The organism is Streptococcus bovimastitidis (genome assembly GCF_001885095.1).
In the GTDB taxonomy this organism is placed as follows: Bacteria; Bacillota; Bacilli; order Lactobacillales; family Streptococcaceae; genus Streptococcus; species Streptococcus bovimastitidis.
Genome location: NZ_LZDD01000001.1, coordinates 541,647 through 565,626 on the forward strand (window position 1 = coordinate 541,647; position 23,980 = coordinate 565,626).

At 37.1% G+C, this 23,980-nt stretch carries 24 protein-coding genes; 8 read left to right on the plus strand and 16 right to left on the minus strand.

Features of this window, described 5'->3' with window-relative positions; translation table 11 throughout:
- Nucleotides 1–114 precede the first annotated feature (114 nt).
- On the plus strand, nucleotides 115–1,449 hold the full coding sequence (trmFO, locus tag A9Q68_RS02630; protein WP_071793107.1) for a methylenetetrahydrofolate--tRNA-(uracil(54)-C(5))-methyltransferase (FADH(2)-oxidizing) TrmFO: 1,335 nt from the start codon (nucleotides 115–117) through the stop codon (nucleotides 1,447–1,449).
- 138 nt (nucleotides 1,450–1,587) lie between these two features.
- On the opposite strand, the gene A9Q68_RS02635 is transcribed toward trmFO, so the two are convergent.
- The gene (locus A9Q68_RS02635) at nucleotides 1,588–2,073 is read right to left on the minus strand and encodes a PASTA domain-containing protein (protein ID WP_071793108.1); all 486 of its coding nucleotides are present in this window, start codon (nucleotides 2,071–2,073) and stop codon (nucleotides 1,588–1,590) included.
- 199 nt (nucleotides 2,074–2,272) lie between these two features.
- Here A9Q68_RS02635 and A9Q68_RS02640 point away from each other — a divergent pair, with 199 nt between their 5' ends.
- Genes A9Q68_RS02640 through A9Q68_RS02665 form a run of 6 tightly spaced genes read left to right on the plus strand, consistent with a single transcriptional unit; the run spans nucleotide 2,273 to nucleotide 7,510 of the window.
- On the plus strand, nucleotides 2,273–3,025 hold the full coding sequence (locus tag A9Q68_RS02640) for an ABC transporter ATP-binding protein (RefSeq protein WP_071793109.1): 753 nt from the start codon (nucleotides 2,273–2,275) through the stop codon (nucleotides 3,023–3,025).
- 1 nt (nucleotide 3,026) lies between these two features.
- Complete coding sequence (locus A9Q68_RS02645) at nucleotides 3,027–4,982, plus strand: FtsX-like permease family protein (RefSeq protein ID WP_071793110.1); 1,956 nt, start codon at nucleotides 3,027–3,029, stop codon at nucleotides 4,980–4,982.
- A 43-nt stretch (nucleotides 4,983–5,025) separates the two neighbouring features.
- Complete coding sequence (locus tag A9Q68_RS02650; RefSeq protein ID WP_071793111.1) at nucleotides 5,026–5,691, plus strand: response regulator transcription factor; 666 nt, start codon at nucleotides 5,026–5,028, stop codon at nucleotides 5,689–5,691.
- Nucleotides 5,688–6,632: a sensor histidine kinase gene (locus A9Q68_RS02655; protein ID WP_071793112.1), complete on the plus strand. Its 945-nt coding sequence runs from the start codon at nucleotides 5,688–5,690 to the stop codon at nucleotides 6,630–6,632. Before A9Q68_RS02650 ends, A9Q68_RS02655 begins: the two co-directional genes overlap by 4 nt.
- Before the next feature lie 3 nt (nucleotides 6,633–6,635).
- Nucleotides 6,636–6,971: a DUF5655 domain-containing protein gene (locus A9Q68_RS02660; RefSeq protein WP_071793113.1), complete on the plus strand. Its 336-nt coding sequence runs from the start codon at nucleotides 6,636–6,638 to the stop codon at nucleotides 6,969–6,971.
- 11 nt (nucleotides 6,972–6,982) lie between these two features.
- Nucleotides 6,983–7,510, plus strand: a complete 528-nt coding sequence (locus A9Q68_RS02665) for an NUDIX hydrolase (RefSeq protein WP_071793114.1) — start codon at nucleotides 6,983–6,985, stop codon at nucleotides 7,508–7,510.
- A 127-nt stretch (nucleotides 7,511–7,637) separates the two neighbouring features.
- On the opposite strand, the gene xerS is transcribed toward A9Q68_RS02665, so the two are convergent.
- The 11 genes from xerS to A9Q68_RS02720 all read right to left on the minus strand — a co-directional run bounded on the left by xerS (nucleotide 7,638) and on the right by A9Q68_RS02720 (nucleotide 20,531).
- The gene (gene xerS, locus A9Q68_RS02670) at nucleotides 7,638–8,708 is read right to left on the minus strand and encodes a tyrosine recombinase XerS (protein WP_071793115.1); all 1,071 of its coding nucleotides are present in this window, start codon (nucleotides 8,706–8,708) and stop codon (nucleotides 7,638–7,640) included.
- 202 nt (nucleotides 8,709–8,910) lie between these two features.
- Complete coding sequence (locus A9Q68_RS02675) at nucleotides 8,911–9,126, minus strand: hypothetical protein (RefSeq protein ID WP_071793116.1); 216 nt, start codon at nucleotides 9,124–9,126, stop codon at nucleotides 8,911–8,913.
- 155 nt (nucleotides 9,127–9,281) lie between these two features.
- A complete protein-coding gene (locus A9Q68_RS02680) occupies nucleotides 9,282–10,712 on the minus strand; it encodes a VWA domain-containing protein (RefSeq protein WP_071793117.1) in 1,431 nt (476 codons plus the stop codon).
- A gap of 179 nt (nucleotides 10,713–10,891) precedes the next feature.
- Entirely contained in the window at nucleotides 10,892–11,344 is a 453-nt protein-coding gene (locus A9Q68_RS02685) for a threonine/serine exporter family protein (protein ID WP_071793118.1), read from the minus strand.
- Nucleotides 11,335–12,117 (minus strand): threonine/serine exporter family protein, encoded by a 783-nt coding sequence (locus A9Q68_RS02690; RefSeq protein WP_071793119.1) that lies wholly within the window; start codon nucleotides 12,115–12,117, stop codon nucleotides 11,335–11,337. The genes A9Q68_RS02685 and A9Q68_RS02690 overlap by 10 nt, the downstream gene beginning before the upstream one ends.
- Complete coding sequence (locus tag A9Q68_RS02695) at nucleotides 12,114–13,337, minus strand: amidohydrolase (protein ID WP_071793120.1); 1,224 nt, start codon at nucleotides 13,335–13,337, stop codon at nucleotides 12,114–12,116. Before A9Q68_RS02695 ends, A9Q68_RS02690 begins: the two co-directional genes overlap by 4 nt.
- A 163-nt stretch (nucleotides 13,338–13,500) precedes the next feature.
- Nucleotides 13,501–15,915 (minus strand): flavocytochrome c, encoded by a 2,415-nt coding sequence (locus A9Q68_RS02700; RefSeq protein ID WP_071793121.1) that lies wholly within the window; start codon nucleotides 15,913–15,915, stop codon nucleotides 13,501–13,503.
- 11 nt (nucleotides 15,916–15,926) lie between these two features.
- On the minus strand, nucleotides 15,927–16,526 hold the full coding sequence (locus tag A9Q68_RS02705) for an NADPH-dependent FMN reductase (protein WP_071793122.1): 600 nt from the start codon (nucleotides 16,524–16,526) through the stop codon (nucleotides 15,927–15,929).
- Nucleotides 16,527–16,711: 185 nt separating this feature from the next.
- Nucleotides 16,712–17,134 (minus strand): cupin domain-containing protein, encoded by a 423-nt coding sequence (locus A9Q68_RS02710; RefSeq protein WP_071793123.1) that lies wholly within the window; start codon nucleotides 17,132–17,134, stop codon nucleotides 16,712–16,714.
- 105 nt (nucleotides 17,135–17,239) lie between these two features.
- Nucleotides 17,240–18,664: a 6-phospho-beta-glucosidase gene (locus A9Q68_RS02715; protein ID WP_071793124.1), complete on the minus strand. Its 1,425-nt coding sequence runs from the start codon at nucleotides 18,662–18,664 to the stop codon at nucleotides 17,240–17,242.
- Between the two features lie 10 nt (nucleotides 18,665–18,674).
- On the minus strand, nucleotides 18,675–20,531 hold the full coding sequence (locus tag A9Q68_RS02720) for a beta-glucoside-specific PTS transporter subunit IIABC (protein WP_071793125.1): 1,857 nt from the start codon (nucleotides 20,529–20,531) through the stop codon (nucleotides 18,675–18,677).
- A gap of 166 nt (nucleotides 20,532–20,697) precedes the next feature.
- Here A9Q68_RS02720 and A9Q68_RS02725 point away from each other — a divergent pair, with 166 nt between their 5' ends.
- A complete protein-coding gene (locus A9Q68_RS02725) occupies nucleotides 20,698–21,549 on the plus strand; it encodes a MurR/RpiR family transcriptional regulator (protein WP_071793126.1) in 852 nt (283 codons plus the stop codon).
- A gap of 136 nt (nucleotides 21,550–21,685) precedes the next feature.
- Here A9Q68_RS02725 and A9Q68_RS02730 read toward each other — a convergent pair whose 3' ends face one another.
- From A9Q68_RS02730 to A9Q68_RS10945, 4 genes are all read right to left on the minus strand, one after another.
- A complete protein-coding gene (locus A9Q68_RS02730) occupies nucleotides 21,686–22,537 on the minus strand; it encodes an aldo/keto reductase (RefSeq protein WP_071793127.1) in 852 nt (283 codons plus the stop codon).
- A gap of 79 nt (nucleotides 22,538–22,616) precedes the next feature.
- Complete coding sequence (locus tag A9Q68_RS02735; RefSeq protein ID WP_071793128.1) at nucleotides 22,617–23,162, minus strand: flavodoxin domain-containing protein; 546 nt, start codon at nucleotides 23,160–23,162, stop codon at nucleotides 22,617–22,619.
- Between the two features lie 24 nt (nucleotides 23,163–23,186).
- The gene (locus A9Q68_RS02740) at nucleotides 23,187–23,561 is read right to left on the minus strand and encodes a pyridoxamine 5'-phosphate oxidase family protein (protein WP_071793129.1); all 375 of its coding nucleotides are present in this window, start codon (nucleotides 23,559–23,561) and stop codon (nucleotides 23,187–23,189) included.
- Between the two features lie 106 nt (nucleotides 23,562–23,667).
- Complete coding sequence (locus tag A9Q68_RS10945) at nucleotides 23,668–23,853, minus strand: YkvA family protein (RefSeq protein WP_240494205.1); 186 nt, start codon at nucleotides 23,851–23,853, stop codon at nucleotides 23,668–23,670.
- Between the last annotated feature and the right edge of the window lie 127 nt (nucleotides 23,854–23,980).

Below are 23,980 nucleotides of genomic sequence, written 5' to 3' on the forward strand. Positions count from 1 at the left end.
TATGTAAATAACCAACCAACACTTTTTGCTTTTAGTAAAAAGTTTGCTATAATATAGCAAGTAAATTTATAGAAAGATTTGTGGAAAATTACTTTCCAAAGAGGTATTAGTCTATTGTCTCAATCTTATATTAATGTTGTCGGCGCTGGTCTTGCGGGATCAGAAGCTGCTTACCAGATTGCTAAACGTGGCATTCCCGTTAAACTTTACGAGATGCGTGGCGTTAAAGCAACTCCTCAACATAAAACAACTAACTTTGCTGAGTTGGTCTGCTCCAATTCCTTCCGCGGGGATAGCCTAACCAATGCAGTTGGCCTTCTCAAAGAAGAGATGCGTCGACTTGATTCGATCATTATGAGAGCTGGAGAATTGCACCGCGTTCCAGCAGGTGGTGCCATGGCAGTTGACCGCGTGGGTTATGCCGAAGCTGTCACAGCTGAGCTGGAAAATAATCCACTAATCGAGGTCATCCGAGGTGAAATCACAGAGATTCCAAATGATGCGATTACAGTAATTGCGACTGGTCCCTTAACATCAGATGCCCTTGCTGAAAAAATCCACGCCCTAAACGGTGGTGACGGATTTTATTTCTACGATGCCGCAGCACCAATCATTGATAAATCAACCATTAACATGGATAAAGTTTATTTTAAATCTCGTTATGATAAAGGGGAAGCTGCTTACCTCAATTGTCCAATGACAAAAGAAGAATTTATGGCATTCCATGAAGCTTTAACAACAGCAGAAGAAGCACCCCTAAATTCCTTTGAAAAAGAAAAATATTTCGAAGGTTGTATGCCCATTGAAGTTATGGCCAAACGTGGGATTAAAACCATGCTTTATGGACCAATGAAACCAGTTGGTTTAGAATACCCAGAAGACTACACAGGCCCTCGTGATGGCGAATTTAAGACACCATATGCTGTTGTGCAACTACGTCAAGACAACGCGGCAGGAAGTCTTTACAATATGGTTGGCTTCCAAACACATTTGAAGTGGGGCGAACAAAAACGTGTCTTCCAAATGATTCCAGGTCTTGAAAATGCAGAATTTGTCCGTTATGGGGTCATGCACCGCAATTCTTACATGGACTCACCAAACTTATTGAAACAAACCTTCCAATCACGTGCCAATGAGAATTTATTCTTTGCAGGACAAATGACAGGTGTTGAAGGTTATGTTGAGTCAGCTGCATCAGGTCTTGTTGCTGGTATCAATGCCGTTAAAAAATTCAAAGGTAAAGAAGAAGTCATCTTCCCAGAGACAACAGCTATTGGTAGCTTACCGCATTATGTCACTCATACTGAAAGTAAACATTTCCAACCCATGAATGTTAACTTTGGAATTATTAAAGAATTAGAAGGCCCTCGTATCCGTGATAAAAAAGAACGTTATGAAGCCATTGCAGAACGATCATTACGCGATTTAGAACCTTACTTAGCAAACTAAGAAAAAAGTTAGTCGTATTTGAGTTTAAAGTCTACTAGGCTCAAATTGAAACAGATTATGTATCATGTAGATTAATATAAGAGAAAGCACCCACTTAATTTGTGAGTGCTTTCTTGCTAAACGTGATTTTCTAAAAGACTATTTTCGACCAAAAGGTAGTTTGATGTGTTTAAAACTATCAAAAGTATCCGCAATTTTTTGATTACGCTCTACAGTTCGTAAGTTCTCCTGATCCAAAATTGCCTGACTTTTCTCCAAAACATCATAGGTGACATAGTATAGTTTGACCAGACTACCAACTGGTAATTTCCCAGAACGTGGGGACATGATAACCACTTCATCTAAAGAAGCTTTTAACCATTTTTTATCTGGATGGACAGGAATGGTTGCGACAACAAAGCCTTGTTTTTCGAGATGCTGTCTAGCTTCCTCAACAGGAAGGTTAATGACATTATCGAGAATTTTTAATTTCTCTTCTTTGGCTTGTTTTTGATCCATGTATTTTTCAACTATGGGACGGCCATTATCTATGCCTTTACCAATAATTTCTGTTGTGTCGGGAATGATAGAGATAATCTTACCGAAAACACCTAATGATTTCGAAAATTTAGTAATTTTAACCATAATACTCTCCTTTAGGGGAATTCTTAAGTCTATTATAGCAGAAGAAAGACTGATTCCCTTTTTGAAAACTTACAAAATTGTAAGTTATTAAGCGCAGCCTGTAAGTTTGCAAACCTGATAGAAATCTATAATAGTAAGTGTCAATAAGTCATCAGACATTAATTCTCAAAAAAAGTTATAATGATTAAAGGAGACAGTTATGCTATTAGATATTCAACATTTAGAAAAAGTATTTCGCACACGTTTCTCAAAAGAAGAAACAAGGGCCCTACAGGACGTTGTTTTTAAGGTGGATCAAGGTGAGTTTATCGCCATTATGGGAGAATCGGGTTCTGGTAAGTCAACCTTATTAAATATTCTTGCAACCTTAGAAAAGCCCACCAATGGATCAGTCTTGCTTGAAGGAAAAGATATTACTAAAATCAAAGAGAATGAGTTAGCACAGTTCCGTTTACATCACCTTGGTTTTGTTTTCCAGGAATTTAACCTCTTAGATACTTTGTCCATTAGAGACAATATCTTCCTACCGCTAGTTTTAGATCGAAAACCTTATAAGGAAATGAGTCGTCGTTTAGAACAGCTGGCTCCAAAACTTCGGATTCAAGAATTACTGGACAAACGACCTTTTGAAATTTCCGGAGGGCAGAAACAGCGTGTTGCCATCGCTCGGAGCTTAATAACCAACCCTAAGTTACTATTAGCGGATGAACCAACTGCAGCTCTTGATTATCGTAACTCAGAAGACCTTTTAAACCTTTTTGAAGATATTAATATGGATGGTCAAACCATCTTAATGGTTACACACTCAGCCAATGCGGCTAGTCATGCTAAACGTGTCCTCTTTATTAAAGATGGTCGTATTTTCCACCAAATGTATCGAGGCGATAAAGCGACGACACAATTCTCCAAGGATATCTCATTAGCCATGACTGGTTTATTGGGAGGTGAGTAACATGTTCTACCTCAAATTAGCTTGGAATAATCTTAAAAAATCAAAAGAAGTAGTAGCTCCTTTTTTACTAGCAAGTTCTGTTTTATTTATGTTAAATGGTATCGTTACTATAATATTGATGAGTCCTATCTCGAAAGGAATGCAAAATGGCAAAATTCTTTTAGGATTGGCGGCAGTCGTTTTGACTATTTTTGCTACCATCATGGAAATTTATAGTTACAATTTTCTGTTAAAACAGAGGAGTCGAGAATTTGGTCTCTATAATATTCTCGGAATGACCAAAAAACAAATTGGATTTGTTTCTATTTTAGAGCTGTGGATACTCTTTCTTGCAGTTATTACTATTGGTTCCATTGCTTCCTATATTTTCTCCCATCTCTTTTATTTGATTTTTGTTAATTTAGTTCACTATAACAAATTACAATTAGAAATTGCTCCAATTGCTTTTGTGCAAACCAGCATTGTTTTTGCTTTGATTTTTGTCCTACTTATGACCATTGGACTTTTCAAAGTTCGTCAGACTTCACCATTAATGCTTTTTAAAGATCAAGAACAAGGGGAAAAAGAACCCAAAGGGAATATCCTCCTGGCATTCTTAGCCATTATTGCAATTAGTATCGGCTATTATATTTCCATTACCTCGACCAAATTAGCGGCATTAGCCGTTTTATATCGCTTCTTTATTGCTGTTATATTTGTCATTATTGGTACCTACCTTTTCTATATTGCCTTTATGACTTGGTACTTAAAACATAAAAGAAGTCAAAAAGCCTATTTCTACCAACCAGAACATTTTGTGTCAACTTCCCAAATGATTTTCCGGATGAAACAAAATGCAGTAGGGCTTGCCAATATTACACTATTAGCTGTTATGGCCTTTGTCGCTATCGCAACAACGACAGCTTTGTATAGTAATACAGAATATCAAACTAAAGAAATTTTTCCTAAAAATAGCAAAATCACCATTCAGGGGAAAAATCAGAAGGACTTGAAAAAAAACTTTGAAAAAGCTCTCTTAATCCCTCTTGACCGTTCCGCTGGAGAATTTACCACTTACGAGAGCGCTATGGTTAGCTTTAATTTAAGTGACAGTAAAGTCGAAAAAGTCACTGCAGCAGAGCTAAAAAATCCAAATTTTGCTAAAATGACTTATTCTTACCTCATTACGGCTGATGATTTTAAAAAAATTGGTAACAAAGTCCCTGACCTTGCGGAAAATGAGATTCTCTTTTTCAAGCAAAAAGACCGGAGTCGTTTGGAAAAACTTGATTTTCTGGGGATTTCCCTAAAAATAAAAGAAAACCTTAAGTCTGTTAAACATCCAGATACGGTCAATACCTACAACCCAACAGTGATTGTTGTTAAGGATCAAAAAGTTTTCAATCAACTCTTAACACTTTATAACAGATACACAAAGGAACCTGTTGCTAGTGAGCTCGTTGTCCTTGGTGATTTAACGCAAAATCAGATTGCTGAAGTTTTAGATAAATCAGGTGTTTTAAGTCTCAACGGTCATTATGTAGCTCATTTAGAGCAAAGAGCACAGTTTAAAAAAGGTTTTTATGCCATTACGGGTGGTTTTCTCTTTACAGGATTTATATTAGGACTTAGTTTCATTCTTGGTGCCGCCCTCATCATTTATTATAAACAGTATACAGAAGGTCATTTGGATCAAAAATCTTATAAAATTTTGCAAGAAGTTGGTATGTCCAGTCTCCAAGTTAAGAAAACCATTAATTCACAACTGCTACTGGTCTTCTTTACACCCTTAGCTTTCGCCATTCTTCATTTTATGGTAGCATTAGTCATGCTTAAACAAATGTTACTCAACTTTGGGGTGACTGATAGCTCAATGATTTATTTAGTGAGTGGACTGACAATTCTAATTATAGTCTGTCTTTACTTCCTGATCTATCGTTTTACCAGCCGTACCTATTATAAAATTATTGAAAGGTAGGAGAAGTAGCGTATTTTCGCTACTTTTTTGTTAGAATAGAGCTATGAAGAAAACCATGAAAATTTACTTAGTGGAAGACGATCCAACTATTCTTTCACTTTTAAAATCACATTTAGAAAAAGACTATCAGGTTGCTGCCGTTAGCAATTTTCGTGACATTAAAAATGAAATCCTAGACTTTGAACCTGATTTAATTCTAATGGATATTACCTTGCCATTTTTTAATGGTTTTTATTGGACCAGTGAGATTCGTAAACAATCAACTGTCCCAATTATCTTTATTTCCAGTTCTAATGATGAGATGGATGCTGTCATGGCCCTTAATATGGGAGGCGATGACTATATAACCAAGCCATTCTCTTTGACCATTTTGGATGCGAAAATAGGAGCCTTTTTACGGAGAGCCACGCAATTTGCTACAGATAGCTTTAGTTACAAAGATTATCAGTTACATTTTGATTCAAGCTTAAGTAAGGGGGAGCAAAAGATTTCTTTATCACCAAATGAGCATAAAATCCTCTCTCTCTTTTTTAGTAAACAAGGGACTATCGTTAGCAAAGAGGAGCTTCTAAAATCCTTATGGGATAATGACCAATTTATTGATCAAAATACCTTAAACGTTAATATGACACGTTTGAGAAAGAAATTATTAGATATTGATTTTGATTTCATTCACACCGTGAGAGGAATAGGTTATATCCTAAAATGATACGATTATTTTTTAAAGAATACCGAATCTGGTACCTGCAATTTTGCTTGCTCATACTGATGTATCTATTAGTATTTAGTCTCTATCACTTACCCTTGGCCAATTTCCTAACAGCAAGCCTCATATCAGTTACACTTATCATTCCTGTATCGATTTATCATTATCTAAGATTTCGACGTAAACTAAAAATATTACAAGAATTTAGTTATGTAAAGGAATTAGAACCATTAGATGATCCAAGTGATTTAGAATATAAACGGTTAATTTTTAGGGTAATCGCTGAGCAGAATGACCAATTAGACACTGAGAGGTCTCGGCAAAAAGATCTTGATGCCATAATTAAGATTTGGTCCCACCAAATGAAGATTCCCCTGTCAGCTATCTCTTTAATGGTTCAAACAGATCATTTATCAAAAAATGATTTACAAAAGCAACTTCTTTATCTTGAAAACCATTTAAACCAGCTCTTAAGTTATTTGAAATTTAGTCAAAATAAGGATGATTATCGTTTTGAAAAACTTGATATTTCTGGTATCGTAAAAGATATTCTGAAAGAGATGGCGCCGATTTGTTTTAGTAAAGATATCAGCTTTTCCATTGATGGAAATTGGACAGTAACAAGTGATAAAAAATGGTTACGATTTGCATTGATGCAGATTATTGATAATGCCATTAAATACTCCCATCAAGGTGGTCATATTTTTATAAAACTAGGCGATGGTATTGAAATATCAGACAATGGTATCGGAATACTTTCAGAAGATATCCCTCGATTATTTGAAGAAGGTTATACCGGTTTCAATGGCCATGAACACCAGAAAGCCAGTGGTTTAGGCCTATTTATGACCAAAACAATTCTTCATCAATTACAACTTGACATCAAAATAGAGAGTCAAGTTGACCAGGGAACAATGGTTAGTATTTTTAAAAAAGAAAGGTAAAAAATGAGTGATTACAAGCAATTATTTGACAAAAAAGAGGAAAACGTTTTAGATATTTTTTCGACCCTATTAGATTTCTTACATGAGTTAGGACCCTTTGACATTGAAGTCAAAAAGACTAGTATGCACTTGGTTAAAGAAAAAGCTTTTCTAGGCGTTCACCCTAAAAAGAAATGGTTGGATCTGAACATCGTGAGTAATCAAGCTATTGACCATCCGCTGATTACAAAAAATATACAAGGATCTAAGAATCGCTGGCATAATAATCTTCGTTTGAGTACTGCAGAAGAAGTGGATGACACTGTAAAAGAGTTACTTGAGACAGCTTACTTGCGTTAAGGAGACTTTGAATGACAGAATATTGGGATATCTATACGAAAGATCGTCAACTAACTGGACAAAAAATAATCCGTGGTCAAGCCTTCCCTGAAGGGGCTCGTCATTTAGTTGTACACGTCTGCCTTTTTAATGATCAAGGGCAAATGCTGATTCAGCAACGCCATAAAGATAAGGACTCATGGCCAGAATTCTGTGATGTTACAGTTGGTGGAAGCGCCTTAGCAGGTGAAAATGCTCAGCAAGCTGCGATGCGGGAAGTTAAAGAAGAAATTGGGTTAAGTTTAGACCTGACTGAAACTACACCAGCCTTTACCACGAATTTTGAATATGGTTTTGATGATACTTTCTTAGTGGTTGGAGACTTCAATATCGAAGACATCTATTTCCCAGATAATGAGGTCCAAGCTGTTAAATGGGCTTCATACAGTGACCTCTGTCAGATGATTGACCAAGGGATTTTTATACCTTACTTTGACAGTAAAATCAGAATGTGTTTTGAAATGCGTGGTCAATTTGGTAGTCATAAGGACCGTCATTAAATATTAGCAATATAAAAAATCACCGAGAATCTTCTCTGTGATTTTTTTATAAGTGGATTGTTTACATAACTATAATTATGTTATCTTCAAAAAATGAAATCGAAATCTTGCTTGGAATCTTTTAGTTTTATAATTTATCTAAAGCATTCTTTTGTTCGTCATTGACAATATGGGTATAGAGGTCGGTAACCTGTGTCGAGGCATGACCAAGTTGGTGACTGACAAGTACTTGAGACTTGGTAGCATCATAGAGTCGAGTTGCTAAGGTATGTCTTAATTTATGGGGAGTTACACGAATTTTAAAATCTTGAGAGTATTTAGCCACCATTTTTTCGATACTAGAAGCATCAATCCGGTTGGGAATGCCACGATACTCGGTCAAAAAGAAGGCTTGGTCTTGTTTTTCAGCTTTATAACGCTTTTGGCGTATCTCCAAATAGGCTTCAAGATAGGGTTTAGCAAAGCCTGCAACGTTGACTGAGTCTCGTTTCCCCCCTTTTCGGGTCACTTCGATAACCATCATTCTGAGATTGACATCTTTAAGATCAAGGTTAACAGCCTCTGATAAACGAACGCCAGAAGCTAGTAGTAGAGCGATGATGGCTAAATCTCGTTCTTTATTTTTTCGGAAAGATGATTTGGCCCGATTTGAGAGCTTGTTTTCATATTCACAATCAACATACTCGAGGAACTCCATGGTTTCATCACCTAAGAAGAGTTTTTGCTTAATATTTTCCGCTCTGGATGCTAAGGTTTCCTTTTTCTTCTTAGTAGCAACCTTTTTCATGACATTACGGTAAAAATAGGGTTCGCCATGTTCATTTTCGACCTCCTCAGTTAAGTACTTAAAGAGTGAAGAGAGGGCTGACAAGGTTCTATTGATGGTTGTTTGAGAGACGCCTTCCTTGGTCGAGTAAGTATTAAGTGAAGGTCTTTCCCGTAAATAGAGTACAAATGATTCCATATCTTTTTTGGTCAATTGTTCCAAAGTAACCAGGTCTATATCAGCAATTCTAGGAGTATTTGAGATACCAGAGTCCAGTAACCAATCGAAAAAGCGTTTATATTCCTTAAGGTATTCGTATAAGGTCGTAAAACTATATGGCACAGATAATTTAGATTGGTAATATTCTAAAACAAACCAAGGCATCAAGGCTTTGTATTCTTCAATTTTTTCTAAAAGCAGTTCACGTCTCATTGTTTGCTAACCTCATTTTGTTGAATTTTCTTAGTAACTGTAAGGATTTCCTATAATAGAAGTATACCATAGACTTATATGTTTTTCAAGAAAATTACAGTTTTTCGGAAAGATGTTATAGGGAATATTAGCCCCACTTTATGCAGCCTTGTATGCAAATAAAAATGCTAACCAGTCTTCTGATTAGCATTCTAAGCTCTTTTTAGATTTTATTTGCCAGTATAGCTTCAATCCGTTCCTTACGACGCAATAAAATATTAAGACGTGTCTGACTCGGGTTTAGGCTATCTTTTAATTGTTGGATGTTGTCATTGATTTGAGCCAGCTCTTCTAAATAAGATGTTCTATTTTTGTCGATGTAGCGTTGACGATCTTCTTCACGGGATGTTTTTGCGATGAGTTTCTTGAAAATTGACAAAGTCTAACCACCTTGAGTAATATATTTGCACATTTTTTCAATTATACCATTTATTTCTCGAATCTTAAAGTAAGGAGAGAAAAACCACACCTCAAAATCTCCAGGGTGTGGTTACTTATCTGATTGTGATAGAATTCACTTTTTCTTTGCTGTGCCTATTCTCGGTCTTTTTTATTTTTTTTTCCTAATACAAGACTTGATGTAGCCATCATAATGCCCATATATAACACGATTTGACTATTTTCTTGGCCAGTATGTGGTAATTGCGATTTATTATCCGTAGCTGTTACTTTTAAATTGTAGCTAGCTTGTGGTGTATGTAAGCCAGTTAAAACTGGTTTTGCAGGGTAATTGTTTCCAGGTGTTGTTGCTGGTATTTCTGAAGTCGTAATCTCAATATAAAATTCATAAGAATCTGTAACAACTTTATAAACTTTTCCTTCGTTTACTGTTGTTACAACCCAGTTAGCTATATCTTTTGTTAATGTATCAGAAAAATCAGAATCCAGATCTATAATCTTTCCGCCAGTTCCTTTTTCAATACCGGTGTAGTCTCCACTAACATAAGAATCAGCAATTATAGTTGTTGAAATCCTTGCCATTTTCAGCTTTTTAATAGTTTCTTCAGAGCTTGGCGTACCATTTGTGTCAAAATCCATATCTTCGTCAGTAATTAAAATGGCAAAGCGGTTATCATTTAACCAATCGTAGTTACCAGCTTCTGAAATATAAGATAATGGAACAGTAGGTTCCTCAGTTCCACCGTCAATAACAATAGAATCTAAAGCTGTTATAAACGCTGAGACATCGTTAGTAAATTTTGAATTGTTAAAATTATGATAATTAACATCTTTTGCATCTGCGTAATCGATTAGTCCCAAGCGAACTTTCAAATTTTTTGCAGCGAGAGTATTTACGAATTGTTTAACATTATTTTTCACTGCTTCAATGCTTGGGTCCATTGAGTAAGTATGGTCGATAATAAAAACTATATCAGCAGTATCAACTTGGGTATTGGTTACAATATCTTCACCTTTAATATATTCAACAGTAGTTGTTTTTATAACCTTCTCATAGTCATTTACAATTTTACCTCCATCCTGGTAGGTAACCTCACTTTCCCAATTTGTAACTACAGGAGCTGGTTCAGGAGATACTTCTTTAACAATGGTCGTAGTTTTTACAACATCTGAGCCTTCGTAAGTTACAACTTTTTCATTATCAGTTTCTTCTGTACTTTCTGTAATATCACTTGGTGTTTCAGAAATGGAAACAATATCACCTTCAACCGCTTTATCTTCTGAAATAACAGGTTTATTTATAGTGTTTTCAATGTCTATATTCGCAACTTCACTGGCGGTTTGGCCATTAATTAAATTATCTTCGGTAACTACTGTATTATCACTTAAAGTGTCTAAATCAGTAGTTAGCTCTGTTGCAGCAATTTCTGTCGATCCCGATACCTCATTAGCATTAACAGTCTGATTTACGCTAATGAAACTTAACCCTAAGAGGACTGAGGCAAGTCCAAACTGACATTTCCTAAATGAAAATAACTGACGATTAGCATTCCTATTGTTTTCCATAAAATCTCTCCTTTTTTAATATGTATATAATATAACAAAATATTACAAATAAATCTCATTTTTACTGAAATTTTACATTTATTTTTTGTTCATAATTTAATATAGAAGAGTGTTTTGTCGTTTATTATTAGTCAAACGAAAATTATTAATAAAAAAACTAGAGTTTATATCTCAAAACTCTAGTTTTTGCTAAAATTGCTATTTTTCGATTTGATGACGTAATATATTTCAATTAGGGAGTCAATTAAGAAGACTGATAAGGCAATTGCTCCGGAAACCATCATTGATTCAATAAAGTTTTTGCCGGCTAGATGACTATTTCCTTGAATATAATAATAGGCAATTTTATATACTCCAGCTCCTGGAACTATGGGGAAATAAGAAGGTATATAAAATATTGTGACAGGTGATTTGAAGAGTCTAGCTGCTATTTGTGATAAGAATGCGATAACCAAGCTTGCACATAATGCAGCTAAAGCAATATCAGAATGTGGTAAGACTAAAAGATAAACGGTATATCCAATAGCACCAATAAATCCTGTTTTAAAAATTAAATGTCTTGGTATTTCTAAGATAATTCCAGAAGTTACTGTTGCCACATAGGCACCTAAGATTTGTAATATCATACCCATGAAATGATTCCTTTCGCGATAAATAATCCTAATGCTACTCCTACACCTAAACTTACTGCAATGATTAAGGCTTCAAGAATTTTTGATACTCCTGCACCATAGTCTCCTTTAAAGCTATCTCTGAAACCATTTGTAAAAGCCGTTCCAGGGAAGAGTGGCATCAAGACTGAGATAATGACAATATCGAAAGAAGGACGGTCACTTCCCATAAAATGAATAATAAGTGGAATTATCATTGCTACAATTGCAGTGGCAACTGTCCCAAAAATAAAACTATTTAGTAGAAAATAAGCTTTTAAGCGATATGAAAACAAAAGGGAAAAAGCTGCAACGAGGGATAAAAGGATCTCTGGTGTTTGCCCACCTAGCAAGATGGCGAAAGCCACTACCAATAGTAAGGTTGAATAGGAAACGATTCTTTCTGAATAATGACTTTTATCAATTGTTTTTAATTGTTTCTGTGCTTCTTCCAAGGTAATCAAACCACTTGTCAAATCGCGAGATATTTGATTGACGATGTGGATTTTATTTAAATTGGTATCTCTATAAGTAATTCTTTTAATGAATGTAATAGGCTCATCAAGTTCAGGTCCATCTAAAGTTATAAATAGGCCTGTTGTATTGGCAAAAACTTCAGTAATGGGTTGATGACTGACTTTTAATATTCGAGAGACTGTATTTTCGACGCGATAGCTTTCGGCATTAGATTCTAGCATGGTGATTCCTGCTAGAGTTGCTACCTCAAGGACGCGTTTGTTGTATTTATCTGTCATTCTTTTTGATTTCCTAAAAAATGTAGTGTTGCGATTAGTGCTGCTTGACTTCCTGTTTTTAAGGTAGGTTGTAGGCTAGGGGCAAAATGTGGGTTGTGGTTGGCATAGATCTTTTGTTCACTAGTAAAAGCACCAAATCCCCAATAGAGATATGGGATGTCAAATGCTCTTGGGATATAAGAAAAATCTTCTGATGCTGTCATTGCTTGATAATCGACAACATTGTCTTGACCCAGATGTTTAATAAATGCCTCTTTGACTTCTTTAGCCAATTGCTGATTATTATCCGTCACTGGGAAACGATCGTAGACAGTTATTTCAGGTTCTTCATGACCATTTCCGGCTTGATTTTCTGCTTTGGCGATTCTTTCAATGCTAGTAATGAGTTGATTAAGTACTGCATCGTCGTAAGCACGGATATTAAGTAGCAAGGTAGCTTGGTCGGGAATAATATTGGCCTTTATACCTGATTGGATTGAACCTACAGTTACGACTGCAAACTGAAAAGGATCAACTTCGCGAGCAACGATTGTTTGTAGTTTTAAGACGATTGAAGAGGCAATGACGATGGGATCTATGCTGAGGTGTGGCATGGAGCCATGGGCACCTTTTCCTTTAATTATCACTTTTAATGATGCTGCGGATGAAAGGAAGGGGCCAGCCATAATACCGACTTTGCCAGCTTGAGGTTGAGCTAAAACATGTTGGGCTAGAGCTAGGTCGGGTTTGGGGATTTTGCTCATTAGTCCATCTTCAAGCATGGCTTGGGCACCGCTAGCCGTTTCTTCACCCGGTTGGAAGAGTAAAATCAATGTTCCCTGCCAAAGCTCTTGATGATTAATCATAAGATGGGCTAATCCTAAGACTGCAGCCATATGCATATCATGTCCACAGGCATGCATAACAGGGACTAGGTTTCCTTCCAAATCCTGCATCATTTTGCTAGAAGCATAATCTAAACCAGTTTCTTCTTTGACTGGTAAAGCATCAATATCCGCTCGAAAGAGGACTGTTTTGCCTGGTCCATTTTCTAAGACTGTCACAAGACCTCCACCAATTTCTTGGCATGCATAACCTAAGCTTTCAAGTGCTTTACGTAGAAAAGTGACGGTTCCCCTTTCTTGCATGGATAATTCAGGATTGCTATGGAGATATTTATAGGCATTTTCTTGCCAATCTCCAATCTTTTCTAATTCTTGAAAGAGTTTTTCTATAGCCATGGTTTATTCCTCACTTTCCTTTAATTCACTCTTTTTAGTATATCATGACTTTATCTGAAAGCGTTAAATTTTCTTTAAGACTTTTTGATTTTAAGCACTAAAAACCCCCTCTTGTGTTAAACAAGACAGGGGGGATGCATTTGCATGATCAAGTTTTCATTGGTTATGAACAGAATTCTTGGATAGCAGTTTCTGTTGCAATTCTACCAAAAGTAAAGATATCCGTTAGGGAGTTACCACCAAGACGATTACCAGCATGTAGTCCACCAGCAACTTCTCCTGCTGCATATAAACCTGGAATCACTTGGTTTTCAGTATTTAGGACATGGGCTTTCGTATCAATTTTAAGACCACCCATAGTATGGTGTACGGCAGGTTTTCTTGGAGTTGCATAAAATGGCGCTTTAACCACTTTCAAATCGAAAGCCCCTTTATTGAATTCAGGGTCGTGACCTTGATCAACATAAGAGTTGTAGTTTGCTATTGTTTCAGCTAGTACACTTGGTTCCATTCCTAATTGCTCAGCTAATCCCTCAATGGTATCAGAACGGAAAAGGGTGCCTGCTTCTACTTGGGCATCAATTTTCTCTTGACTAGTATTATAGGCTGTTTCCTTGATAAGGTCGTCAGCAATCAGATAGAAGAGGCCTCCATTATCAATGGCTGCTTGCGATAGTTGGTCACGACTTCCATATTCGTCAACGAAACGTTTCCCTTGGGTATTTACCATAATGAAATTAGCCGGAGGAACTTGGAGACCTGAGAAGAGTGCTCCTGTTTCTGGGTCTGAGACTGGCATCATTTGTGTGAAGCCCATTCCGACGAGGTCAGCGCCAACGCTTTGTCCAAGGATAATACCATCACCTGTAACAGCTGGTGTATTTGAGGTTTTGATGTCATCCGCAATTTCTGTCCAATAGGTATTGTATTTTTGCAACATCTTAGTGTTGGCACCAAATCCACCTGAGGCAAGAATGACTGCTTTGGCATTGACGGTAATGGACTGGCCGTTGCGACCTTTTGCTTGAACGCCTTTGACTTGTCCTTCTTCTACAATTAATTGGTCAACAGGTGTGTCTGTTAAAATAAGCCCTCCGTTTTCACGGACATATTTATCTAAGACAGATATAAAGGCAACTCCCATTGGCATAAATGGTTTATGGCCACGACGCCAAAGGGCTCCTACTGGCATTGTCACATCACTATGGTCAAACTCTACTCCTACTTCTTCTAGCCAACGAACGGATTCTAGAGCTCTTTCGGTCATGATTTTAACTAAGTCGTAGTTACCATGAATTTCATTTCCTTCTAAGTCTTTTCGTTTACCTCCGAGGTAGGTTTGGATACGGTAAAGGCGTTTTGAGTCAAAGAGATAAGTTGGATTCTTAAGATACTCTTCTAGTTCTCCTTTTAATGCTCGGAAATCTTCTAAGTATTCGGGATCTATTAGGGCTTCATTCATATTTTTTAATTCTTGCAGGTTATGGTCTTCACCTGGATTTGCCGCAAAGCTTGCTTGCCATTCAGGATCAGGTGCGTTCATTGGTCCACCTGCGCGAACGGTATTACCACCAACACTTGGAAATTTCTCTAGGACAATAACTCGTTTGCCTTCTTGCAAGGCCTTAGCAGCGGCAGCTAATCCCGCTCCTCCTCCACCAACAACAACTAAATCGGTGTCATAGGTCTTGTCTTCTTGATCCAAAGCTGATGGAGCTTTTGGTCTTGATTTTAGGATATCAGGGTTAGCGCCAGCTTTTTTTACAGCCCGAGCAACCCCATCTAAAACACCATTTGACGTTACAGATGCACCAGAAACGGTATCGACATTAAGGGTTTGGCCCTCTAAAATTTCATTAGGGATACGGGTGAAGACCACGTCAGCAATACCACCTGTTTCTCCTGAGGAGTCAATATCAATTTTTTCAATCCGGTCTTTGGAGAAAGTAACTGACATTGGTAATTTACCATTATGTCCTGGTGTTGTAACTTCATATGTACCAGGTTCGAAGACCAACTCTTCTGGTTCATTCATTTGATCGATAATGCTAGCAAAACGCATAAAGCGGTAGAAACACGTTTCTAAGAAATCGACAGTTCTTTCATCCTTGAGATTACCTTCTTGGTCAAAAGCCTTATGGGCATAGCCTAAAAGAAATTCATTTCCCGGCATGACATTGGCGTTAACACCTGGTGCGTCGAGGATTTGTCTCAGGTGAATTTGGGCACGAGACGAGCCTTGTTCACTGTAAGAAGCCCCGACTAGCATGACTGCTTTCCCAGCAAAGGGGTGAACTTTATAGGACATCCATTCAATCAGACTATTGAGTGCTGAAGGTATGGTATGGTTGTGTTCTGGCGTTGCAATGATTACACCATCTGCCTCCTCTATTTTATGATAAAGGTCTTGTATAACAGGGGTTTGTGTTTGATCATCACTTTCATTAAACATTGGGACGTCGCTAATTTCGACGACTTCAATGTCTACTTTATGAGTAAAATGCTTCTGCATAAAGGTTAAAAGTTGACGATTATATGATTTCTCAGCATTAGTTCCGACAATTGCAAGATACTTCATGACAGTCCTCCTTATTTCTTATCCCAGGCAAAATCATGTTTGCGATCAGTATCAGACTGGGTAACAACTTGCTTAGTAACAGATACAAATGATAGGAACTCAGCAAAATTATCTTCAAGTTCTGCAACTTTTTCTTTGTAAACCAAGTTGTTATCAGCATCAAAAGCTTGTTCGGACTGTCCTAATAGGAATTCCATACCAGGCATAGTTCTGGCTTTTAATTCGGGAGCATTAAGGATTTGACGCAAGTGACCTTGTGCGCGTGATGAACCAAGTGAACCTAATGAAGCGCCAACAATCATGGTTGGTTTATTAATAAGAGCACGGCTTGTGTAAGCAATCCATTCTAAAGCACTTGATAATGGTGCTGGAATGGTGTGATTATATTCTGGAGTAGCAATAATAATCCCATCGGCCTCAGCAATGGCTTGAGAAAAAATAGCAACACTATCTGGAGCCGTTTTATCTGCAGGCTCATTGAATGCAGGTAACTCTTTAATTTCTAAAAGCTGGATTTCAGCCTTATCTGCAAAATGTTTTTGCATAAATTGTAAGAGTTTCCGGTTGGTTGAACGATCTGAATTCGTCCCTAATATAGCGACACATTTCATTTGTGAAAAACCTCCTTAAATAACTTACTACTTTTAATATATGCCTAAATTTAATAAAATGCAAGTGTTTTCAGGCACTCATTTATTTTTATTCAAACGCTTCAAGGACAACTATGACTCCGCTTACAAAAATAGAGAAAAAAAGTACTCAAGTTTTAAACTTGAGTACTTTGATTTAGTTAGTTCTAGTGTTCATTAGGATCGTTTTCAGCATCCTCATGTGTTTTATGGACAGTTCCCGGAACATGATCAGGTCCAGCATAGATTGAGTAAATTTTTAGTGGTGTATCACCAGTATTTGTAATGTTATGCCATGTATCAGCTGGTACTAAAACAACATCATCGTCTGACACTTCTTGCTCAAAGCTGAGATTATCTTCGGCATCACCCATTTGACATAGGCCTTTACCTTCTTCGATACGTAAGAATTGATCGATACCCATATGTACTTCTAGACCGATATCATCTCCTGGTTGAATAGACATTAAGGTAACTTGAAGTTTATCACCAGTCCAAATTGTTGTCCGGTAGTTTTCGTTTTCTTTAGTGTAATCTTCAATATTAACGATATACTTTTCTTTTCCGTGATCCTTGTAGTCAAATGTCATGTGACTGCCTCCTTTATTTTTTTCTTAATTAGATTTATTCTAATTAACTTACACCCTCATCATCCCATAAAAGCCCTTACAAGTCAAGGAAAAACAATTCGTTTTCTATAAATTTTCAGCATTGGAAGCAATGACATCTCGGTACCAATAGAAGGATTTTTTTGGCGTTCGTTTAAGACTTCCGCTACCGTCATCTTCTTTATCAACGAAAATAAATCCGTAGCGTTTGCTCATTTGCCCAGTTGATGCAGCGACCAAATCGAGAATTCCCCAACTTGTGTAGCCCAGCAATTCCACACCGTCAATCTCAACAGCATCCTTTAAAGCTTTAATATGTTCACGAGTATAAGCAATCCGATAGTCGTCTTCAACATATCCTTCTTCGTTGGGTTTATCGACTGCACCAAGGCCATTCTCAACAATAAAGAGAGGCTTCTGGTAACGATTATAGAGCATGTTTAACGAAGAACGTAAGCCAAGAGAGTCAATTTGCCAACCCCACTCCGTTGAAGCTAAATGAGGATTTTTGATAGATTTGAAGAGATTCCCAGTTGTCACTTGATAGTCTTCTTCAAAAGCCGTCACAGTCCTTGAACAATAGTAAGAAAAGGAAACAAAGTCAACAGGATTTTCTCTTAACAGCTCCTTATCACCATTTTCGAATGGAATCTCAATTCCTTCACGTTGACATTTTTTCAAAGCATAATTCGGATAATAACCACGCGCCTGGACATCAATAAAGAAGTACTCGCCATTATCGCGGTGAATAGCCTCAAGATAGTCTTCTGGCCTGCAAGTATAAGGGTAATGGCTTCCGCCTGCAAGCATGCAACCCACTTGATTATCAGTGTCTACTTCATGAGCAATCTTGGTCGCCAGAGCTGACGCCAACAACTGGTGATGGGCAGCTTGGTAAATCACCTGCGCACGATTATCCTGATCAGTAAGAATTAACCCACCCCCTACAAAAGGTTGGTGTAAGAGAATATTGATTTCATTGATGGTTAACCAGTACTTCACTAAACCCTGATAGCGTGTGAAGACTGTTCTGGCATAACGAGTATAGGCCTCAACCATACGACGATCACGCCAAGCACCATATTTTTTTATCAAAGCCAGAGGAACATCAAAATGGGCAAGGGTAACAAGAGGTTCAATTCCTTTTTCTTTTAATTTACGGAAGATATTTTCGTAAAATAGCAAGCCTTCCTCATTAGGAGTTTCATCATCACCATTTGGAAAAATACGGGTCCAAGATAGGGACATGCGAAAAACTTTTAAGCCCATTTCAGCCAACAAATCAATATCTTCCAAGTAATGATGATACATATCAATGGCAACTTCAGAAGGGTAATAGTAATCATCCCTACGCTCTAAATTATCTAAGTCACCTTTAGCAATTGCCATACGGTCTTCACCCTGTGGTAAGATATCGACATTGCTTAAACCGCGACCACCTAAGAAGATACCCCCTTCAGCTTGATTAGCCGCAATAGCACCACCCCATAAAAAATTTTCTGATAATGTCATAAGTTACTCCTTAAGCCTCTACTTTGGCTACTGTTTCTAAACTTTCTACCTGACTTTCACTCACTAATTCAATATTACTATAATTAGCTGAATTTGTAATAATAACCGGAATTTGAGAATTGTAACCTTTGTTTTCAATAGCAAACTTATCAAAATGAATAAGTTTTTGACCAACACTTACTTGGTCGCCTTCTTTAACAAAAGTCTCAAAATGGTCTCCAGCTAGTTCTACTGTATTTAAACCAATATGGATTAATATTTCCATTCCATTTTTAGATTTAAGGCCAATAGCATGTTTTGTAGGAAATACCGTTAAAACTTCTCCTTCAATTGGTGATACAAGTAAATCCTCATTAGGATTAATGACAAATCCTTGTCCTAAAGCACCTGAAGCAAAAACAGGATCATCAGCTTTTTCAAGTGCCTTAACTTGACCAGCTAAAGGAGATTTTAAAACTTCGTCTTCAATAATAATTGATTTGACACTTGGAATTGTTGAAGTAAGATCTGTTTTTTCATATTTTAGTGATAATAAGTAGGTGATAACGGCCGTCGTAACAATTGTAATTAGCATTGCGATAATAATGTTCCAGAAAAATGCCATTGTATTATCGCCAATATATAATAGTACCGCTGGTAAACCAGATGAGCCTGTTGCAAAGCGATGAACATGTGTTAACCCAGCATACAATCCACCAAGTGCACCACCAATCATTGAAGCATAGAGTGGATATTTTTTTGGTAAACTAACACCATATAAGATGGGTTCTGTAATCCCCATATAACCAGTAATGGCTCCTGATGTCGCAATTTGTTTCATTTTTTTATCTTTAGTCCGTAAGGCAACTACTGTTGCTGCAGTTGCCTGAGCCATGTTAGATACTAGAGCTCCTGGTCCGAAGATTGACTCATAACCTAATTGTGCCATTTGCATGATGCCAAGAGGTGCGACAGCGTTATGAATACCGAACATGACCATTACTGGTAATAGTCCACCAATGAGAACTGGCGGTAACCAACTAACATTGGTAGAAAGGTACATAAATGCATTTGCTAAGACTTGACCGATAATAGCTCCGATAGGTCCTAAAAGAGAAAAAGCTAAGACCCCCATGGTTAAGAAGGTTAATAAGGGTACAAAAACTAATTCTACTGATTTAGGTATGTATTTATAATAGAATTTTTCAATGTAGGACTGAACAAATACAACCAGAATGGCAGGAATTACTGAAGAGGTATAAGTTGCAAGAGTGAACGGAATAAAATCAAAGAAGAGGACTGGTTTACCCGCCGTTACAAAGGTAGTCCAATTGGGATGAAGCATCATTGCAACTACTCCAACGGCAAGTATTGGGTTGGATTTCAATTTTTGAGCAGTTGTAAATGCTAAGATGAGTGGTAGGAAGTAAAAGACACCATCCGCAAAAGTAGTTAGCATGATATATGTTTGGGAGGTATTGGTAATTAGTTTAAAAACTACTAGAAGGGCTAATACAGCCTTTACCATACCTGCTCCAGATAAGGCTGGAATGATAGGTTGAAAGACAGCAGCGACAAAACTGATAACATTTTGTAAGAATGGCAATTTTTCTTCCGTTTGATTTTGACTTTCTAAATCACCTAATTCAGCTTCTACTTCCTCAAAGACATCTTTTACATATGTTCCAATAACCACTTGATGGACACCGGCATTAAAGAGATACATGGTTACACCATCTAAATGTTCAAGTTCATCTTTTTGAATACGAGTTGCGTCTTGAACCTTGAAGCGTAATCTTGTTTGGCAGTGATAAACGGTTGTAATATTTTGTTTTCCGCCTAATTTTTCAATAATTTGTTTGGCTAATGCTTGATATTCTTTGGTCATTTTTCCTTTTCCCTTAAAATATATTTTGGTCTGATCAGAACTTAATTTGATTATAAGATACTTCCTAGACAAATAGCCTCTTTTTCGATACACTTGGTATGCAGTTTCACATTTTTTAACTTTTTAATGGCAAAACTGAAATATTCTGAAAAAAGGGGTTAACCTCATGTTAGAAGAGATTAAAGGCATCGCCCAGACCAATCACTCCTCAAAAGCTATAATTGCTAAGGCTATCTTAGAGCACTTGGCTCAAATTGAACAGCTATCACTTGAGGATTTAGCCAATCTCAGCTTTAGTTCCAAGTCCAGTATCGTTCGTTTCGCGCAGGCTTTGGGTTACAAAGGTTGGACAGATTTTTTACCTGCACTTCTTTCGGAACGCTATTACTCGGACACCCATTATTCCGACGTCGACCACAACCTCCCCTTCCACGAAGACGATAGCAACCAAGACATCATTCAAAAAATCGCCACCATTGAGAAAGAAAGTATCCAAGATACAGCCGATAAGATGTCTTTAGAGGCTTTGGAAATAGCAGGGCAAGAATTACGCAAGGCCAAACGCATCGTTATTTTTGGACTTAGTCCTAATGACTATTTAGCACATCTCTTTCGCCGTAAAATGCTGACGCTAGGAAAACTTGTTGAAGTCGCATCAGCAAGCGAATTTGGTTTGATGGCTTCATCTCTTGAAAAAGAAGACCTAGCTATTCTTATTTCTTACTCGGGAACCTCAGAATCAAATGACACCCTCAAACATTTACTTTCTCTGAAGGATAAAGGCGTCTTTATCATTGGTTTATCCAGTCAAAACGGGACTTATCTTAAAGACAAGTCTGATGCCTTCTTTACCATTTGTACCCGAGAAGACAAACATAAAAAGATAGGTAATTTCTCAACAGAAGAATCTATTCTCTTTATCTTAAATAGTCTTTATGCTGTATACTTTAAATCGGATTATATGAAACATTATGTTCGTAAGTTAAACCTGTCCACGGATTTGGAAAAAGAACGTTAAAAAATAAAAAGTCCTAATCCTGGTTTCATTTGTGCTTGCTTTAGACAACTTTGTACGCACAAATGAATTTGTACACACAAATGAAACAGAATAGCTATAAAATAACAAAAAGGCAGCTCATGCGAGCTGCCTTTTCTTAATCATGGATTTTATAGTTTGCAAGGAGATAGTCACCAATACCTGGTGCATCAGGATCATGTTTCCCTTTACCTTTATCCAAGGCTCTGATAGCATCCATTTCCTCTGCTGTTAGCTCAAAGTCATAGATATCTAAGTTACTTTCAATACGACTTGGTGTCACTGATTTTGGTAAAACAATGAAACCTTCTTGTAATTCAAAAGCAAGAATGATTTGCCCAATATCTTTTTTGTATTTACTTGCTAAATCAATCAATACAGGTTCTTGGAAGAGTTCTGGATTGCCTTGTCCAAGTGGTGCCCAACATTCAATTTTAACGTCATCAGCAGCCATTACTTCTCGTAAGGTTTTTTGTTGGAAGTATGGGTTACACTCTACTTGATTGACAGCTGGTTTGCTAGCAAATTGAGGGACAAATTCTTGATAGAATTTTGGCGTCATATTACTAATCCCAATTGACTTTAATTTCCCTTCTGCTTTGGCTTCTTCCAAGGCTCTCCAAGCACCTAGAACATCACTGTAAGGTTGGTGTAATAGGTATAAATCAATATAATCCATACCTAATTTTTCAAGCGATGTGGCTATTCCTTTTTGAGCAGCTTCATAACCGAAGTCTTGGAGCCAAAGTTTGCTGGTAATGAAAATCTCTTCTCTTGGAATCCCACTGTCACGAACAGCTTGTCCAACTTCTGCTTCATTCATGTATGCTGCTGCAGTATCGATATGACGGTAACCAACTTTTAAGGCATGGGAAACAGCTTGATAAGTTGAACCATCTGCTGGAATTTGGAAAACCCCAAAACCAATTGTTGGAATGCCATTGCCATCATTTAGAATCATTTTTTTCATTTATCTTACCTTTTACTTTCTTAAGATAAGTCCATTATAGACCCTGGAGTCGACTCCAAGTCAAGGGAAAAATGACTTATTATGCATTTAACTGCTGATAGCGGGTAATGAGTGGTTCTAATGTCTGAATATCAATGAAGTCAACTTTCTTATTGTATGTTTCTAACAATTGTTTACTTTCACTATCCAGATTTTCAGGATCTTCTTTCTTGACCTTCTTATTAAGCATACCCATTAAAAGGCGATGAATAAACTTCAATTTAGAATAGTCAATTGACCCTCTAAGGTGAAAGACATTTTCTGGAACTACTTGTATTTTAGGAAGTTGTTGCTCGATGTGTTCTTTTATCTTATCTGTATTAGTCTTATTTTGTGGATCAGACAAACCGACGGTTGCAATCAACAAGTTTTGATAAGAATCTTGCGGTATTTTTTTTAGAGTTGGTGCCATTCCTTTAACACCGCCTGCATAAAGTGAACCGATGTAAATTAAAGTTTGAAGCGGCTCAACTGCTTTAAATTGTCGATAAGAAACAGCATCAATTCCAAGTTTTTCAGCCAGTGCTTTGGCATATTTTTCAGAACTGCCATATTCACTTCCATAAATGATTAATGACTTGCCCATCTTTGTCACCTCCGAATGATAAACTTAGAGTAATTGTTTTGCTTCAGTTACCTTAACTTGTAATACACTTCTGATGAAGGGGTATTTTTCTTTCATTTCCTCAAAGTATTTTCCTTCTGTTAAAAAGTTTGCGATGCCATTAATTCTGAAACCTGTCCCTTGATAACCATTGTAACCTTCAACTTCACGCGCAGCTATGGTAAGAATTAACTGATTGTTGACTGCTAGGTCTTTTTCCGTGCTTCTCATCCCCGCCGCAGGGATTAATATAGTATCTTCGCCTTTAAGAACAAGATAAGAATTCCAAGTGCAAGTGACATGCGGTTCTTCATTTCCCCATGATGTGATTGAAACAGGCCCTTCATGAGTGAGGACTGCTAAAAATGTGTCTGTAAACATATGTTCTCCTTTTTTAAAGTTTGTTTATTTATTTTGCCAGAACTTATAGGCAAAAAGAATAATGAGTATCCAGAATAATACGATTGGAATGGCATAATACCAGTTTTTAGGTTTTCCATTTTTGCCACATTCCTTTAGACGCAGCCTGAGCTTCTTGCCAAACGTGATTAGAAACCAGTTTGATAAGCAAAGTAATCAGCAAAGGTAAGATTAAGACATCATCTAAATGGCCTAAAACGGGTATAAAATCTGGAATTAAATCAATAGGCGATGGGGAATAGACAATTATCACTGCAGCAAGAACTTTTGCGTGTAGAGGGGTTCTTGAGTCTTTGAGGGCTAGAAATACGACTGGGACATCGCTTTTAAGCTCTTTTAGGTTATTAAAAAGCTTTTTTCTTTGTGATTGAATAAAGTTC